The organism is Pedobacter sp. Hv1 (genome assembly GCF_001412215.1).
In the GTDB taxonomy this organism is placed as follows: domain Bacteria; phylum Bacteroidota; class Bacteroidia; order Sphingobacteriales; family Sphingobacteriaceae; genus Pedobacter.
The window spans coordinates 497,823-514,974 of the sequence record NZ_LLWP01000005.1; the positions used below are offsets into that span (position 1 = coordinate 497,823).

General features: G+C 37.3%; 13 protein-coding genes. 1 reads left to right on the forward strand and 12 read right to left on the reverse strand.

Annotated elements, in window-relative coordinates:
- Positions 1-15 precede the first annotated feature (15 nt).
- From AQF98_RS13785 to AQF98_RS13840, 12 genes are all read right to left on the reverse strand, one after another.
- Entirely contained in the window at positions 16-594 is a 579-nt protein-coding gene (locus AQF98_RS13785) for a cytochrome c oxidase subunit 3 (RefSeq protein ID WP_055132526.1), read from the reverse strand.
- Between the two features lie 12 nt (positions 595-606).
- Positions 607-1,512, reverse strand: a complete 906-nt coding sequence (cyoE, locus tag AQF98_RS13790; RefSeq protein ID WP_055132527.1) for a heme o synthase — start codon at positions 1,510-1,512, stop codon at positions 607-609.
- 10 nt (positions 1,513-1,522) lie between these two features.
- Complete coding sequence (locus AQF98_RS13795) at positions 1,523-2,584, reverse strand: heme A synthase (RefSeq protein ID WP_055132528.1); 1,062 nt, start codon at positions 2,582-2,584, stop codon at positions 1,523-1,525.
- Between the two features lie 96 nt (positions 2,585-2,680).
- Entirely contained in the window at positions 2,681-4,570 is a 1,890-nt protein-coding gene (locus AQF98_RS13800) for a cbb3-type cytochrome c oxidase subunit I (protein WP_200911883.1), read from the reverse strand.
- A gap of 21 nt (positions 4,571-4,591) precedes the next feature.
- On the reverse strand, positions 4,592-5,824 hold the full coding sequence (locus tag AQF98_RS13805) for a cytochrome c oxidase subunit II (protein WP_055132530.1): 1,233 nt from the start codon (positions 5,822-5,824) through the stop codon (positions 4,592-4,594).
- Positions 5,825-5,887: 63 nt separating this feature from the next.
- On the reverse strand, positions 5,888-7,126 hold the full coding sequence (locus AQF98_RS13810; protein WP_055132531.1) for a hypothetical protein: 1,239 nt from the start codon (positions 7,124-7,126) through the stop codon (positions 5,888-5,890).
- Positions 7,127-7,141: 15 nt separating this feature from the next.
- A complete protein-coding gene (locus AQF98_RS13815; protein ID WP_235524232.1) occupies positions 7,142-7,738 on the reverse strand; it encodes a cytochrome c in 597 nt (198 codons plus the stop codon).
- Complete coding sequence (locus AQF98_RS13820) at positions 7,722-8,258, reverse strand: DUF3341 domain-containing protein (RefSeq protein WP_055132533.1); 537 nt, start codon at positions 8,256-8,258, stop codon at positions 7,722-7,724. Before AQF98_RS13820 ends, AQF98_RS13815 begins: the two co-directional genes overlap by 17 nt.
- A 2-nt stretch (positions 8,259-8,260) precedes the next feature.
- Complete coding sequence (nrfD, locus tag AQF98_RS13825; RefSeq protein WP_055132534.1) at positions 8,261-9,733, reverse strand: NrfD/PsrC family molybdoenzyme membrane anchor subunit; 1,473 nt, start codon at positions 9,731-9,733, stop codon at positions 8,261-8,263.
- A gap of 25 nt (positions 9,734-9,758) precedes the next feature.
- Positions 9,759-12,800 (reverse strand): TAT-variant-translocated molybdopterin oxidoreductase, encoded by a 3,042-nt coding sequence (locus AQF98_RS13830; protein ID WP_055132535.1) that lies wholly within the window; start codon positions 12,798-12,800, stop codon positions 9,759-9,761.
- 48 nt (positions 12,801-12,848) lie between these two features.
- A complete protein-coding gene (locus AQF98_RS13835; protein WP_055132536.1) occupies positions 12,849-14,138 on the reverse strand; it encodes a c-type cytochrome in 1,290 nt (429 codons plus the stop codon).
- A gap of 253 nt (positions 14,139-14,391) precedes the next feature.
- Positions 14,392-15,372, reverse strand: a complete 981-nt coding sequence (locus AQF98_RS13840; protein WP_055132537.1) for a deoxyhypusine synthase family protein — start codon at positions 15,370-15,372, stop codon at positions 14,392-14,394.
- A gap of 661 nt (positions 15,373-16,033) precedes the next feature.
- Between AQF98_RS13840 and AQF98_RS13845 the strand changes: the two genes are divergently transcribed.
- Positions 16,034-17,152 (forward strand): hypothetical protein (locus AQF98_RS13845; RefSeq protein ID WP_055132538.1); only part of this gene is annotated, 1,119 nt, incomplete at its 3' end.

Sequence of the window (17,152 nt, forward strand, 5' to 3'; positions counted from 1 at the left end):
TGTTTGTTAAAAATTCTAACTGTTCAAAAGTAAAAAAACATACAGATATATCCATAATATATCTATAAAATGCCAAAAAATTGAGGTAATTTCTTGACGATAAATCGCTTTATCTGATGGAATATCTTTATAAGAACCCACCAAACTATTTAAGATAAAGCAAATACCTGCTAAAATGTGTAAAAGGTGGAAACCTGATACCACATAAATTAATGATATTGCTGCATTATTGTTAATTAAAGCTGCTCCGCTTTGGTACAAACTAGACCATGCCTGAAACTGAAGTACGCCAAACACAACGCCGAGCGCCAAGGTAATCCATAAAAACAGTTGCTGAAAACCTCTTTCGCCATTTCTTAAAGCTCTTGTAGCCAAGAAAAGGAATACACTGCTGGCTACCAATACTGCAGTACTGTACATAAATGCATCTGGCAATACCAAACCATGCCCCTTACCCTTAGATGCTGAAAATACGATATAATAACTTGTCCAACCACCAAACATAATGGTAGATGAAACTACGAACAACCACACCACAAACTTTTTGGGTTTGGCATCAAATTTCACTTCCTGTTGTTGCAATGTATGCACCATTTTTAAAAATTATTAAACTATTAAATCAAATAATAAAACCAACTGCACTAATGGAATATAAAAGAATGAACAAAACATTACCTTTTTTGCACTCGCTAAATCCATCTTCACCATTAACTGATAAGCATACCAGCTAAACAAAAGCCCTGCTAACACAGATACTCCTGCAATATAATAGCCTCCAAAACCAAGAAAAGTTGGGAATAAACTTACTGGTATAAGGATGAGCGTACTGATAAAAACAATTACAGCACTAACCTTATCTCTTTTCTTAGTTGGCAATAACCTAAAACCTGCTTTTTTATAGTCATCGTCCAATACCCATGCAATTGCCCAAAAGTGAGGGAACTGCCAAACAAATTGAACTAAAAATAAGATTACAGCAATTTCATAATCTACAGGTACATAACCCACTTCAGATTGGCCACCGATAGCGGCAATGTATCCAATTAGGGGTGGTAATGCACCTGGTATGGCACCCACAAATACCGCAATTGGCGATTTTTGTTTTAATGGAGTATATGCAAAGGCATAAAGCAAAATGGAAAAAACAGAAATCAAACCTGTTTCTAAATTCAATTTGCCCAGCAACCATGTACCTGCAATACCCATAATCAATCCCAAAACTAATCCTTGCCCTGTGGTCATTCTTCCTGCAGGCATAGGTCTGTCTTTGGTCCGATCCATTAATTTGTCCAAATCCTTTTCAATAATTTCATTGAAACAATTCGCTGCAGCAGTAACCAAAAAGCCACCTATAATCAAGATCAACCAGTTGTTCCAATTGATCCCTTCGGCAATTCCTCTATCAACCTGAATTTTAGAGCCAATTAAAAAAGTAACCGATGCAGAAAACACTACCAAAAAGGTAAGTCTGAATTTGATTAGCTTCGAGAAATCTGCAAAAAAATGTTTCAATTTAAATTGGTTAATTGGGTTTATAGGTAGCCGTACGGTACACTAATAAGTATAAATAATATTGTAAACTAAATAATATCGTCGAAAACAAAATATGTATCGCTTGTGCATACGGTGGTAGTGCCAAATACGATAGTATAAATCCACTTGCTATCTGCACAATCAAAGTAATCACAATGTAGTTCGCAGTCATTAATGGCCAAGCTTTTCCGCTAAACCGATCAATTACCATTTTATAAACTACAAAATTACACACGGCAACCAGAATAGCTAAATCTCTATGGTAAGAGAATATGTTACCAACTTTACTAATCCAAGTATTTCTACCTCCATACTGTAAAGACTTGGCTATAGAATCTATACTTTCTCTAACTTCTGTGCCTAATACAATTTGTGCAATGCTAATGACAATGGTGAAGGCTAAAAATCCTTTTAGCCATAAAATGCGGTACATAATTACACTTCGTTCTTTATGCAATTGTTTTGCATAGTTGTAAGTGTAGATTAGAATACCCAAAATTACGATGGCCAATAACATATGTACCGTTACTACCCATTGTGTTAAATTGGTAGACACTACAATTGAGCCCAACCAACCTTGGTAGCCAACTACCAAAATATTTAAAATACTTAGTACAACAATCCGTTTCGCAGTTTTACGATAAACGAATGAGTAAATAGCTGTAAGTATTAAAAATATACCGAGTACTGCACCTGTTAAGCGGTTAATGTATTCTGTCCAGGTTTTAGCCGGATTGAACTCTTCAGGTACGGTAATGCTTTGGTCGTGTCTGATACTGTCTGCCAATTCTTTTTTACCCATACTCTCCAGGTACTTGGCAAATTTTTCGTTCTTCTTTAATCTTCCAGCAACATACTTCTCTTTATAATCAGCAGGTAACTGCGATACTGAGGTTGGCGGAATATACTGATCGAAACATTTAGGCCAATCTGGACACCCCATGCCAGAACCAGTACTGCGAACGATACCTCCAGCCAAGATGACCAAAAGTGTTACAATAATGGTAATGAAGTTTAACCTTATAAATCTATTCTCAGATTTAGCAATCATTGGTGTGTATTGGATTAAAAAAATAAGGTACCTGTTGTAAGTTAATTCACTTCAGCAGATACCTTATTTCATATACTTAAACAAGCTTATACTTGTTTATTCTGCTTTTTCTGCTGGTTTATTGGCAGCTTCCCAATCTTTTTGAATTTGCTCTGCCTCTGTGTTTCCTTCAAAATCATGTGGCAAGTTAGAGCTCATGGTTTGAGAGAAAGGAACAGTTTGCGGAATAAAGTCTGTTTCTGCACCTGGCTTACTATAGTCATATGGCCAACGGTATACAGTTGGGATTTCTCCTGGCCAGTTTCCATGTAAATGCTCTACCGGAGCAGTCCACTCTAAAGTATTAGCTTCCCAAGGGTTTTGAGGTGCTTTTTTACCTTTAAATATAGAGTAGAAGAAGTTAAATAAGAAAGCTACTTGAGCCAATGCTGCAATAATAGCAGCCCAAGTTACAAATACGTTTACAGTTAACCATTTTTGCATAAACTCAAACTCAGTAAATGCATAGTAACGACGTGGTACACCATCTAAACCTAAAAAGTGTAGTGGGAAGAATACCAAGTAGGCACAAATAAATGTTAACCAGAAGTGTAGGTAGCCTAACTTCGCGTTCATCATTTTTCCGAACATTCTAGGGAACCAGTGATAAACACCCGCAAGCATACCAAAAATTGCTGCAGAACCCATTACCAAGTGGAAGTGGGCAACAACAAAGTAAGTATCGTGTAAGTTGATATCTAATGAAGCATTACCTAAGAAGATACCTGTTAAACCTCCAGAGATAAAGAAAGAAACTAAACCAATGGCAAACAACATCGCAGGTGTAAACCTGATGTTACCTCTCCATAATGTAGCTAAATAGTTAAATGTTTTTACAGCTGATGGTACCGCAATAATCAAAGTGGTAATCATAAATACCCCACCCAATAACGGGTTCATACCGGTTACAAACATGTGGTGACCCCAAACGATAAACGATAGAATGGTAATACCAATCAATGAATAGATCATGGCATGGTAACCGAAAATTGGTTTTCTTGAGTTTACAGAAATAATCTCTGATGAAATACCCAATGCTGGCATAATTACGATATATACCTCTGGGTGACCTAAGAACCAGAACAAGTGTTGCCATAAAATTGGCGAACCACCTTCGTTTGGTAAAATCTGTGTACCCATTACAATATCAGATAGGTAGAAACTGGTCCCAAAACTACGGTCGAATACCAATAATACTACACCAGCAACCAATACAGGGAAAGATAAGATACCTAATATAGCGGTTAAGAAGAATGCCCAGATAGTTAATGGCATTTTCCAAAGATCCATTCCTTTAGTACGCATGTTCAATACCGTACTTACATAGTTGATACCACCCATTAAAGATGAAGCAACAAAGAGTACCATACTGATCAACCACATGGTCATACCCAATGCAGAACCGTCAATCGCTTTTGGAAGCGCTGATAGCGGCGGATAAACTGTCCAACCAGCACTTGCAGGACCTGTTTGTATAAAGAATGAACCCATCATAATTACACAAGCAGAGAAGAAGAACCAGTAAGAAAGCATGTTTAAGAATGGTGATGCCATATCTCTTGCTCCTAGCTGTAAAGGGATCAATAAGTTACTAAAAGTACCACTTAAACCAGCGGTTAGTACAAAAAATACCATGATGGTACCGTGAATGGTTACCAATGCCAAATAAAAATCTGGTCTTATTCTACCACCTTCAGCCCATTTACCTAAAAATGTTTCTAAAATTGGGAAACTTTGATCTGGCCAAGCCAATTGTAATCTAAATAAAATAGATAGACCCATTGCAATAACTGCCATAATAATACCAGTTATTAAAAACTGCTTGGCAATCATTTTGTGGTCTTGACTAAATATGTATTTAGTTAAGAACGTTTCTTGGTGATGTCCATGACCGTGATCATCATGGTTATCGTGGTGGTGTGTATCTTGTAGTGATATAGTTGACATAATAAGGGCTCTCCAGTATTATTATTTTTTTAAAGCTAGTTTACTTTTGTTTGCAGTGGTGTCTTTTGCTGTAGTATCAGCTGTTGCTGGTTTAGCAGCAGGCTCAGCTAGCACAGGTAATTTAAAGGCTTTTCTTAAATCGTTGGTTAAGTAAGTACCTTGTTTTACCACCCATTCTTCATATTCTTTTTCTGTAACAACTCTTACAGGCTTTTGCATATTATAGTGGTTAGTACCGCAAATTTTTGCACAAAGTAAAAGGTATTTAAACGAAGGATCGTTTGTTTTTGCCTTCATTTCTTCTGATGTAATGGTTGGGGTAAACTCAAAATAAGAAGTCATACCAGGTACAGTATTCAACTGCACTCTAAAGTGAGGCATATAAAAACTGTGCAATACATCTTTACTGGTTAAAATAAAACGAACTGGTTTATTTACCGGTAAAACAATTTCATCAACCACTTGGTCATCCCAAGTATTTTTGTCTGTAAAATCGATACCTAAACCATTGATACTTGTAATCAATTTATAGTTCTTTTTACCTACAACACCATCAGCACCAGGGTAACGTACATCCCAAGTAAACTGAGAAGAAGTTACTTCAATACTTAATGGTTTTTTATTAGGATCTTCAATTTTATAGAAAATAGATCTCCAGGTTAAAAAGCCCATCAATACCAAAACAGTTAAAACCAAAGCTGGAACGATTGTCCAGATACGCTCTAAAGCATTGTTGTGTGGGTAATAATATGCTTTTCTTTTTCCAGTACTTTTATAGAAATAAGCAAAGGCAAATAACACAATGTGTGTAGCAATAAATACAATAGTGGTAATGATCAAGGTGATGTTAAACATCTGGTCGATCTTTTTACCATGCTCTGATGCTGCTTCTGGCAAGATCATGTTTCCATGAACTGTATATTCCCAGTATACACCATATAAACCAACTACAAGGAATATAGCGAACAAAACGCCATTGATCATATTCCAGTTAATTCCCTCAGGTTTACCTTCACTCTCGCGAGTTAATTCATAAACTTTAATAGCCTTTCCAACTATTGCAATGAACAAACATAATAGCAAGAACAACAATACATAGAACAAAGTCGATTTATAGATCGGCCCCATATCTACAGGTTTAGCTGTTGCGGCAGCGGCTGCTTCTCGAGCAAACGCACTGGTACTTGCAAACGCAGTAAATAGTACTGCTAAAGCCGCCATTGTTTTATTATTTATCAATTTTCTTAAACTCATTTTCTTAAAAGTAGTACGCTGTACTTTTATTATATTAATTTATATATTTCTAAATCTAACCTATTACAAATGGTGATTTAAACTTTCTTGTAAAAACGGATGGTTTTTCGCTATCAATGGTTTTTTACTTAAAGCACTTAAAACTGTAAAAGTAAACAAACCTAAGAAACCTAATGCAGTTCCTATTTCAATAATTCCAAAACCACTTCCTGGTTTTCCATCAACCACTTTAGTTCCAAACTCAAATACCCCTGGCATAATCATTTGATAGTAATCTACCCAGTGACCACAAAGCACAATGATTGATACCGTTAATAAGATATTCTCACTTCTTTTATTGTCACGATCCATTAACAATAACAATGGAGACAAGAAGTTCATGATCAAGTTGATGTAGAACCACGACTCGTAGTTATTGAAACGTTTGTAGAAATATACAGTCTCTTCAGACATGTTTGCATAGTAGATCAATAAGAACTGAGCAAACCATACGTAAGTCCAGAAAATAGAGAAACCAAAAATAAACTGTCCTAAGTTGTGTAAGTGGCTATTGTTAACCCAGCTCATGTAACCAGCTCTTCTTAATAAGATAATGATTACAGCAATAGTAGCTAAACTACTTACCCACATTGCAGCAAAGTTATACCAACCAAACATAGTTGAGAACCAGTGTGCCTCTAAAGACATGATGGTATCAAAAGCAAAGATTGGAGTTGTAAAACCGTAGATTACTAAAAATACACATGAGTATTTAAAACTTTTACGGTAAGAGTTTAATCCACCTTCTAAATCTTCATTGTTAGACCATTTTGCCAAAAGCATAGCGAAAATGCTATACACTCCTAAAAAGATCACTTGTCTGGCCATGAAAAAAGGCACGTTCAAGAACGCCGATTTACCATCGATCAATTTATCGTAGTTAGGAGAATTTGGATCAGTTAAACCTGGTGCATTCCAGTGGTGGTATAAATTATGTGTATATAAACCTAAGCCTACTACAACCAATAAGATCACCACAGCTATAGGTAAAACTTTTGCCATTGCTTGGGGTACACGAAGTATCGATGCAGACCAACCTGCTTGTGCAACGAATTGAACGGCTAAAAAGAAAGCCCCAGACATACATACACATGCAAAGTAATATGCCATTAGTAACAGGTTAGCGAAGGTACGTTCGTGCGCATCGCTCATAAATCCGTAAGCAATTGCACCAATACCCACAAGGATACCGATAATGCTCAGCGTTTTTACTTTTCCTGTAAACTCAAATTGTTCACTTAAATTATAATGATGAGTTCCCATTTATATCTGCTTTTCTTATTGTATTTTTTGTAATTGTTGAACATACATCACCACTTTCCATCTTTCGTCTGGTGTAAGTTGTGAAGCATGAGATCCCATTGCATTTAAACCATACATAATCGTGTGGTAAATTTTTCCTGCTGGCAAATCTTTCATAAGCCCACCACGAGATGAGTTTGCATCTGGTGCGTGGTATGAAGGTACACCTAACATTCCTTTGTCAAGCTTTACGATATGACCTTGTCCATCTCCTTTATCTCCATGGCATGGAGAGCAGAATACTGTATAGAAGTGTTTACCTTCTAACAAATTCTTTTCGGTTAATGGCAAAGGATTTACCAAAGCTGCAGAAGCAGCATAGCCTTCTGGTGTATTTGCAAGTTCGTACTTTACAAATCCAACTGGATCTGTATGTGCAGGTGGAGTTTGTGCTGTTGCTCCATTTGCAAAATTTTTGTTTGGTTGATCCTGATTGTAAGCAATCGGATCGTACATATTTCTTGCATACTCTAAGCCTGTACTTCTTTTATCTCTACAAGCTGAAAGCATCGCCACAGAAGCAAGCACTATAAATGCGGCGTAAACTATATTCTTCTTATTCATAGCTAACATACTTCCTTTCATTATACTTTACTTCTAAAGCACCTGCACCTTTTAATAGTTCGTCTATTTTAGTGTGCTCTGTATTTTCTTTCGCATCAATTGCGATGATAAAACGATCGTTAGTTGCACGTAAATCCATTACTCTTGGTGCTCTACCTGGAAACAAGTGAGTTGATGCATAATATGATCCTACTAGGCCAAAGGCACAAAATAGAATGGTCAACTCAAAAGTTATTGGAATAAAATCTGGTAAAGCAAAGTGGGTTTTACCACCAATGTTGATTGGCCAGTCTACTACTGTAGCTAAATACACTCCAGTTAACATGGTTAACGTTCCAGTTATTCCGAAAAAGAACGCAGCTATATCTAACCTAGATCTTTTAACTCCCAATTTTGCTTCGATGCCGTGTATAGGCATTGGCGTATATACATCATGAATTTTGATGTTATTTTCCTGCAATTTCTCGATGCCATGCATCATTTCATCAGGATCGCCAAAACTGCCTAAAATATATTTGATATTACTCATTGTTATATTTTTGCGTATTCTTCTTGTTTAACACTATCAAACTTATCTAAAGACTCTATATATTCAGCTACTTGTTCTTTGTCCAAGTGACCGTCTTTGATCAATTCCATTTTAGCTTGCTCACTTGCACTCTTCAATAACAGTTTCACCTCTGCAATTGCAATAGAAGGTAATACTCTTAAGAACAATAAGAACAAGGTAAAGAACACGCCTATTGAACCTACGAATACACTTACGTCAACCCATGTTGGATAGAACATTGCCCAACTTGATGGCAAATAATCGCGGTGTAAAGAGGTTACAATAATTACGAAACGCTCAAACCACATACCGATGTTTACTACGATAGATAAAATCCAGGTAGCTGCAATGTTGGTACGGATCTTTTTGAACCATAACAACTGTGGAGAGATTACGTTACAAGTCATCATCATCCAATATGCCCACCAGTAAGGACCAGTAGAACGGTTGATGAAGGCATACTGCTCATATTCTGAACCAGAATACCAAGCGATAAAGAACTCAGTTAAATAAGCCACACCTACAATCGAACCTGTTAAGATGATAATCTTGTTCATTGATTCGATGTGGAACATGGTGATATAGTTTTCTAATCCCAATACTTTACGGGCAACCAATAATAGGGTCAATACCATCGCAAAGCCTGAGAAAATCGCCCCAGCCACAAAGTATGGAGGGAAGATCGTGGTGTGCCATCCCGGAATAACCGAGGTTGCAAAGTCCATTGATACAATAGTGTGTACCGAAAGTACCAGTGGCGTTGAAATACCTGCCAAAATTAATGACACGGCCTCAAAACGTTGCCAAGTTTTTACGTTACCATTCCATCCGAAAGAAAGAACAGTATATACTTTTTTACGCATGCCTACTGCTCTATCTCTAATGGTTGCAATATCAGGCAATAAACCTGTGTACCAGAACAATAGTGATACTGAGAAATAAGTAGAGATCGCAAACATATCCCATACCAATGGTGAGTTAAAGTTTACCCAAAGTGAACCGAATTGGTTTGGCAATGGCAATACCCAATAAGCCAACCATGGTCTACCCATGTGAGATACTACATAAGTTGCGGCACAGATTACGGCGAAAATCGTCATCGCCTCTGCCGAACGGTTAATGGAGTTACGCCAGTTCTGACGGAAGAGTAACAATACCGCCGAAATCAACGTTCCTGCGTGACCAATACCTACCCACCATACGAAACCGGTGATGTCCCAAGCCCAACCTACTGTTTTATTTAAACCCCATGATCCGATACCGAACCAGAAAGTATAACTTACGGCAACCACCCAAAGTGTAGCGCCACAAAGTGAAAGAATAAAGCCAATCCACCAAGCTTTGTTAGGCTTGTTCTCTACCGGTAGTAAAATGTCATCCGTAATTTGTGCATACGTGATGTTTTTACCGGTAATTAATGGTTCTCTTAAAATTGATTCGTTATGTCCTGACATAATTTATATTGCTGCAAGTACTTGCTTAAGCGTGTACTTCTTTAGTTTCTGAATCTATATTTCTAACTTTTGTCATATAACCAATACCTGGTTGTACGTTGATCTCTTCTAATACATAGTAGATACGTTCGCTACGCAATGCTTTAGAAACTTCCGAATTAGGATCGTTCTTATCTCCGAAGATAATTGCATTTGCTGAACAAGCTTGTTGACAAGCCATTTTGATATCACCATCTTTTAGTGCACGTTTTTCCATTTTGGCCGTTAATTTACCAGCTTGGATACGTTGGATACACATAGAGCATTTTTCCATTACCCCTCTTGAACGTGTAGTTACATCTGGGTTCAATACCAATTGTGTAAATTCATTGTTCAAGTAGTTATCGAAACGTGAATCATTCCAGTAGTTGAACCAGTTGAAACGGCGTACTTTATATGGACAGTTGTTTGCACAATAACGTGTACCTACACAACGGTTATAAGCCATATGGTTTAAGCCGTCTGATGAGTGTACAGTTGCCAATACCGGACAAACTGTTTCGCATGGTGCGTGATCACAGTGTTGGCACATCATTGGTTGGTGAACCACAGAAACATTATCCAAATTGTCCATATGGGCAATTTCTTTCTCTTCTGTTACATCATGACCTGTTTTTTCGTCATTAAAGCTATAGTAACGATCAATACGTAACCAGTGCATTTCTCTGCGTCTACGTACTTCGTCTTTACCTACAACCGGAATATTGTTTTCTACGTTACAAGCAACAATACAAGAACCACAACCAGTACAAGCATTCAAATCGATTGCCATTACCCAGTCATTACCTAATTTCTCGTATTTATCGGTAGTCCATAAATCGTAAACTTTATGTTTATGGTGGTTACCAGAACCTGCAGCAGGATCTTTTAAGTAGTCTTTTAAAGTAGTCTCACGAATGATGTTTCTACCTTCGAAAGAATAGTGCGTTTGTGTTTGCGCTAATTCTTCTCTTCCACCTGTTGCTGCTAAAGTAGCAGTAGTAGCATATTTTAAAGTGCCATTGCTAAAGCTTACAAAAGGGAATGCATTTTTACCTACATTATCTCCAGCTTTACCAACTTTAGTACGACCATAACCTAAAGCTACAGAAGCTGTACCCATGGCTTGTCCTGGTTGAATTAATAAAGGTAAATCAACAGCATAACCATTTGCGCCTTTTACAGTTAGGATATCAAATTCTTTGTAACCTAATTTCTCTGCTTGTTTAGGGGCAAGGGCGATATAGTTGTCCCAAGTAACTTTAGAAACTGGGTCAGGTAATTCTTGTAAGAATGCATTGTTGGCATGTTTACCATCACGCATCGGAATGCTTTCGTAGATATGTAACTCGATATCTTTTTGTAAAGCTTTGCTACTTGCGCCAATAGAAGCAGCAACTGCATCTAAAGACATATTGAAACCGTATGAACCAGCAGTTTTTGCAGTTGAAGTAACTACACCTAATTGTAAGAGTTCATTCCAGTTTTTACCAACGCTAGGTAAAATGTTTTTCTCCCAGTTGTTACGTACATACTGGTAATAATCCTGAACAGCAGCATCAGACCAGATCAATAAACTTTGCTCTGCTTGACGTGAGTTAAATACTGGATTAATGGTTGGTTGGATTACTGAATAGTAACCTTCGTAAGAGTTAGCATCGCCCCAAGCCTCTAAATAGTTAGGGTTAATTGCTACCACATCGCAAAGGTCTGAAGTTTCGTCAACTCTGTCTGAGAAAGAAACTTTCAAAGCAACCTTAGTTAAAGCTTCAGCAAACTTAGTATTTGTAGCATCGTAAACTGGGTTTGAGTTTAAGAAGAATACTGCTGCAACTTCTCCCCTGTTCATTTCATTAATCAACTCTGCAAATTCTGCATCGTTACCTTCATAACGTTTGCAAGGATTATCTAAATCAATAGTAGTACCATAACTACCAATAGCAGCATTAATGGCATTTACTAAGATTTGAGTTGAAACATCATTAGAACCAGCAACTACTAAAGCTTTGCCTTTGTTCTGTAATAATTCTTTGGCAACTAATTTTAAAGCTTTATCGGCATTGGTATTATTACCCAATGTACCGCCAGCTAAATTACTACCAGTAATTGCATTATATAAGGTAATCAATGCTGGACCTTCTTCCGATAATTTAATCGGAATACGAGTATCAGCGTTGGTACCAGTTAAGCTCATTCCAGTTTCAAATTGAAAATGGCGAGACATTTTCTTTTTCTCTAAAGATTTATAATCTCTATTAGAAACATATTGTGCAGTAAATTCTTCACCACTGATCCAAGTACCCAAGAAATCGGCTGCGAAACTTACAATTAAATCTGCTTTATCAAAATTGTATTTCGGCACTACTGCTTTACCAAAGCTATTTTCGTTGGCTTTGATAATACCTGTATAAGATACAGCATCGTACTGAACATGTTTAGTAGTAGGATATTTAGCTGCGAAGTCTGCAACAACACCTTTAGCCGATGGGCTATTTAAGCTTGATGAAACCACACGGATCTTTTTACCAGATGCCTGTGCTTTATTCAATTCTCCTTTTACAAAAGCATCTAACTTCGACCAAGTGGTCTCTTCCTTTTTAAGTAAAGGCTGTTTTAATTTAGATACATCATAAAGATCTAATACAGAAGCTTGAGCTTGTGCATCGGTACCACAATTGAAAGCTCCCGCATTCGGATTGGCTTCAATTTTAATTGGGCGACCAACTACTGTTTTCACCAATACACTTTGACCGTTAAAGGTCGAAACGTAAAAGTTTGGTATGCCTGGTACAACCTCTTCCGGTCTAATTAGATAAGGAATTGATTTGTGTACAGGTGTTTTCTGACAAGCTGCTAAAGTTACCGCACCTAAACCAAAACCTAAGGCTTTTAAAAAGTCACGGCGTGGGGTAACTGTACTTAATCCTGCTTCACTTAAAACATCTTCTATTGGAAGGGGCTCTGCAAATTCGTTTTTGTTGTTTTCAACAAAATCGGGAGTGTTTTTATACTCTTCTAAGCCTTTCCAGTATTTTTTGTTGCTTTCCATTTAAGCTATATTACTGTTTATCGAACGTTCTTTACTAAACTCTATTAATTAATAATGGCATTTACCACACTCTAAACCACCCAACATTGCTGGAGTAATTTTTTCGCCTTTTTTAATTTTCTCATGCGCTGCAATTACATTCGCATAGAAGGCATCATTTTTCTTACCAGAGATATCAGCATCTTTATGGCAGTTCACACACCATTTCATGGTTAATGGAGAATATTGATAAACTTCTTCCATTGTATTAACTGGACCGTGACATGCAAAACATACTGGCTCATTTGGTTTTAAACCTTTTTCTTTACGGATAGCTTCCTCACCTACTACTACGTGTTGAGAGTGGTTAAAGTAAGCGAAATCTGGCAAGTTGTGTACACGTACCCACTCTACTGGTTTCTCTTTGCTCTTATCGTAAGTTTGTGTAGTTGGGTCGTAACCTAAAGCGGTATATATTTTTTGTATCTCAGGAGAAATTGAACCATTTTCTTGTATAGCTTGAACACTTTTGTGACAGTTCATACAAACGTTTAACGAAGGAATGGTTGAGTTTTTAGATTTAAATGCACTGGTATGGCAATATTGACAATCGATCTGATTGATCCCTGCGTGTAACTCGTGAGAGAATTTAATTGGTTGTACCGGCTGATAACCAGTGTGAACACCAGTATCCCACATGCCCATCCAACCGAATGAACCTAATACCATTACTAAACACAGCACAAAGAAAAACACAAATTTCTTGTTTTTGAATAAGCCTTTAACGCCAACTGCAAGAGAAACTTTTTCTTCTTCAACAATGTCAATACCTTGTTTTTGAAGAATTAAACGCTCTAACATTTTTACTGCACGGCCTAATACTACCAAAATCACAATAGAAAGAATGATAATGGCAATTACACCAGCAATAGAAAGGCTTGAAGCACCTTCATCTTTTACAGCAGCTCCAACTTCTGCAACTTTCTTAGGCTCTCCTACTTTAGCATATGCGATGATGTTTTTAATCTGATCATCAGTTAATGTAGGGAAAGTTGTCATTTCCGTTGGTTTCAACTTTGCCGCTTCAATTGCTTGCTTGTCGCCAGAATCAACCAAAGCTTTCCAGTTTTTAATCCATTTAATTGCCCATGCTTCATCAAGCTCATTCAATTTTGGTGTCAAAGCCGGACCAGTAGATTCACGATCAAGGTTATGACAAGAAGCACATTTATTTTTAAATAATGTTTTACCTTCTACTAAATCCTGCGCTTGAGTAACTGTTACAATTAAAAAAGATAAGGACGCAAAAATGAATGCTGACTTCCAAACCTTCTTAAATTTTAATGAGATATTCCTCATAATGAGTATTTTATGCTATTTTTTGAAATAAATTTTCGATCTGAGCGTTGTGTTGGCCGATAGCCCCTCAGAAAGATTGGAACAAAAGTAAAATTTATTAAGTTACCAATGACATATTAATGACAGTGAAATACAATTTATAATCATTCTAAATTATTGCATTTTCTGCCCTAAACATAAAAAAATCAACAATTTTTAAAAAACTGCTGATTTTCTTACGCTTATCTTTTGGATAAGAATTTTGTAAATTAAATTACATTTTTAATATCCAAGCAAAAATCAATGGTGCTACAATTGTAGCGTCTGATTCTACAATAAATTTAGGAGTATGGATGTCTAATTTACCCCAAGTGATCTTCTCGTTTGGCACCGCACCAGAGTAAGAACCATAAGAAGTTGTAGAATCTGAAATCTGGCAGAAATAGCTCCAGAAAGGGATATTCTCCATTTCCATGTCTTGATATAACATTGGTACCACACAGATTGGAAAATCGCCAGCAATACCTCCGCCAATTTGGAAAAAGCCAATTCCTTTACCTGCAGAGTTAGCAATATACCAATCGGCTAACCAACCCATATATTCAATTCCACTTTTCATTGTAGTGGCTTTAATTTCGTTTTTCATTACATAAGAAGCGAAGATGTTACCCATGGTAGAATCTTCCCATCCTGGCACTACAATTGGCAGATTTTTTTCTGCTGCTGCCAGCATCCAAGAGTTTTTAGGGTCAATTTCGTAATATTGCTCTAAATCGCCACTTAATAACATTTTGTACATAAACTCATGTGGAAAATAACGTTCGCCAGCTGTATCTGCATCTTTCCAGATTTTATGGATGTGTTTTTGCAAACGACGAAAAGCTTCTTCTTCCGGGATACACGTATCTGTTACACGGTTGTAATGGTTTTCTAACAAATCCCATTCATCTTGCGGACTTAGGTCGCGATAGTTTGGAACACGTTTATAATGAGAGTGCGCTACAAGGTTCATAATGTCTTCTTCCAAGTTTGCACCTGTACAAGAAATAATCGAAACCTTATCTTGCCTGATCATTTCTGCCAAAGAGATTCCCAATTCTGCGGTACTCATTGCACCTGCAAGGGTAATCATCATTTTTCCACCTTCATCTAAATGGGTTTCATAACCTTTAGCGGCATCCATCATTGCTGCTGCATTAAAATGGAGATAATTGGTCTCCATAAATTTCGATATCGGTCCTCTTGTTGTACTCATTTCGTATTTTTTTTGTTCGGCGCAAAAGTAAGCATTTTAGCTTAACTGTTGAAATTGGTTGAGTTAATAATCAGATAGGTCTTGTTAAAGGTTTACGGCATCTTGTTCAATTGAAACAATTAACAAATTCAATAGCAGAAAAAACATGGCAATATAGCTATGGTTAAAATTCTGATAGCTTCTTTAAATATTGATTTTGCCCACATCAATGTGTTGACAATCCGCTTTCTTCAGTTTTAAACATACTTTTTTATCTTAAAGAGATACTATTTTATCCTATAGTTAATTAATTATCTCACTAAGAAAACTATTCAATACTTTTAACACTAACAGGTATTCAAAACTAAGTTTTAGTTGCTGATGGCATAGATTAACGCTCTATAAAGTCAGTGTTTATTTTAACCATAAAGCTACTTTATATGCATCGGCTCTTTACTCAATTACAGCTACTGCTGTATCTATTTCATACCATTTTACCTGATAAGGCTTTTCGCCTTACCCCTATTTATAGTTTAAACAGAAGGTCAGCACCAAAATACAAGGCATTATGTTTATTCGATTAGCAATTTTCAATATTGTTTCACCTAATTCCAAAATGGTTGAATGCAACAGCAGATACCATTCAATACCCCTATCAAATTTACTGAATTAAATTAACGTTATGAATCCAATGCTACAAAGTGTAAATGACACCAATGTTATTACATCAATGTTCAAATCATTTAAAAGACATTTATTGTACCTCTTTGCAATAATTTTCTTTACCCTCCTGACTATTTCGAGTACTCAGGCACAAACTCAATTTTGGAGTGATACTTTTGAAGATACCGGAGCACCAAGTGCTGGAACAACACGTACACCTTCTTTAGATCAAGCATGGGGACCCACTCCATATGCTTATTATTTTATGCGGACGGATGGGACTAACCTTGCTTTGCAAGCACCTTTCCCTGAGCTTTGGGACACGTTTACAACCTACCAAAATTTTCAAGGAAGTAAATTTTGGGCAGGTGAAGATACCGATCGCGTAAGGACGGGATCAAATGTTTCTACCGATAAAATTCAGCAGATTGAATGGACAGGTATCAATATCAGTGGAAAAACTGGGCTAAGCTTTAAAGGTTTGTTTGCTGCAAACTTAAATCACGGCTGGCAAAACATAACTTTCGGTGCTGCCTACGATTTTTTAAGAGTAGAGTACAGTATCGATGGGGGCCCATGGACCAGAGTAGGCTCATTTGTTGGTGATGCAGCAGTAGGTAATGCAGGTTCTATATGTGAGGATACAGATGATGATAAAATTGGAGATGGACTTCTTAAACTTTCCAAAACTTTTCAGGAATTCACATGGCCGATCACTGGTACTGGAACAACGATGTCGCTCCGTTTTGTGGTAAGTGCAGATGGTGGTGCTACTCAAGAATTTGCAATCGACAATTTTCGTCTTTTCGAAACAGCAACACCAGCCGCAGTAATTACTGGCAACCCGCCCAACCGTACCATCTGTGCTGCAGGGAGTACAACGTTTGCGATGACGGCTAACAATGCTACTGGCTACCAGTGGCAGGTGAACACTGGTGGTGGTTTCGTTGACATTACCAATGGTGGTGTTTACAGCAATGCGACCACTTCTACCTTGACCATTACCGGTGCTACCGGAACGATGAACGGCTACACTTACCGTTGCCGTGCGATCAGTGCCGGGGGCAATGCGAACACCAATGCTGCGACCTTGACTGTTTCGGCCATTACCGTTGCCGGTACCTCCAAGACGGATATT

Bases quoted from the DNA above. Each gene is read 5' to 3' on its own strand.
- AQF98_RS13785 (WP_055132526.1), bottom strand. From the start codon at position 594: ATGGTGCATACATTGCAACAACAGGAAGTGAAATTTGATGCCAAACCC.
- AQF98_RS13795 (WP_055132528.1), bottom strand. From the start codon at position 2,584: ATGATTGCTAAATCTGAGAATAGATTTATAAGGTTAAACTTCATTACC.
- AQF98_RS13800 (WP_200911883.1), bottom strand. From the start codon at position 4,570: ATGTCAACTATATCACTACAAGATACACACCACCACGATAACCATGAT.
- AQF98_RS13805 (WP_055132530.1), bottom strand. From the start codon at position 5,824: ATGAGTTTAAGAAAATTGATAAATAATAAAACAATGGCGGCTTTAGCA.
- AQF98_RS13810 (WP_055132531.1), bottom strand. From the start codon at position 7,126: ATGGGAACTCATCATTATAATTTAAGTGAACAATTTGAGTTTACAGGA.
- AQF98_RS13815 (WP_235524232.1), bottom strand. From the start codon at position 7,738: ATGTTAGCTATGAATAAGAAGAATATAGTTTACGCCGCATTTATAGTG.
- AQF98_RS13820 (WP_055132533.1), bottom strand. From the start codon at position 8,258: ATGAGTAATATCAAATATATTTTAGGCAGTTTTGGCGATCCTGATGAA.
- nrfD (WP_055132534.1), bottom strand. From the start codon at position 9,733: ATGTCAGGACATAACGAATCAATTTTAAGAGAACCATTAATTACCGGT.
- AQF98_RS13830 (WP_055132535.1), bottom strand. From the start codon at position 12,800: ATGGAAAGCAACAAAAAATACTGGAAAGGCTTAGAAGAGTATAAAAAC.
- AQF98_RS13835 (WP_055132536.1), bottom strand. From the start codon at position 14,138: ATGAGGAATATCTCATTAAAATTTAAGAAGGTTTGGAAGTCAGCATTC.
- AQF98_RS13840 (WP_055132537.1), bottom strand. From the start codon at position 15,372: ATGAGTACAACAAGAGGACCGATATCGAAATTTATGGAGACCAATTAT.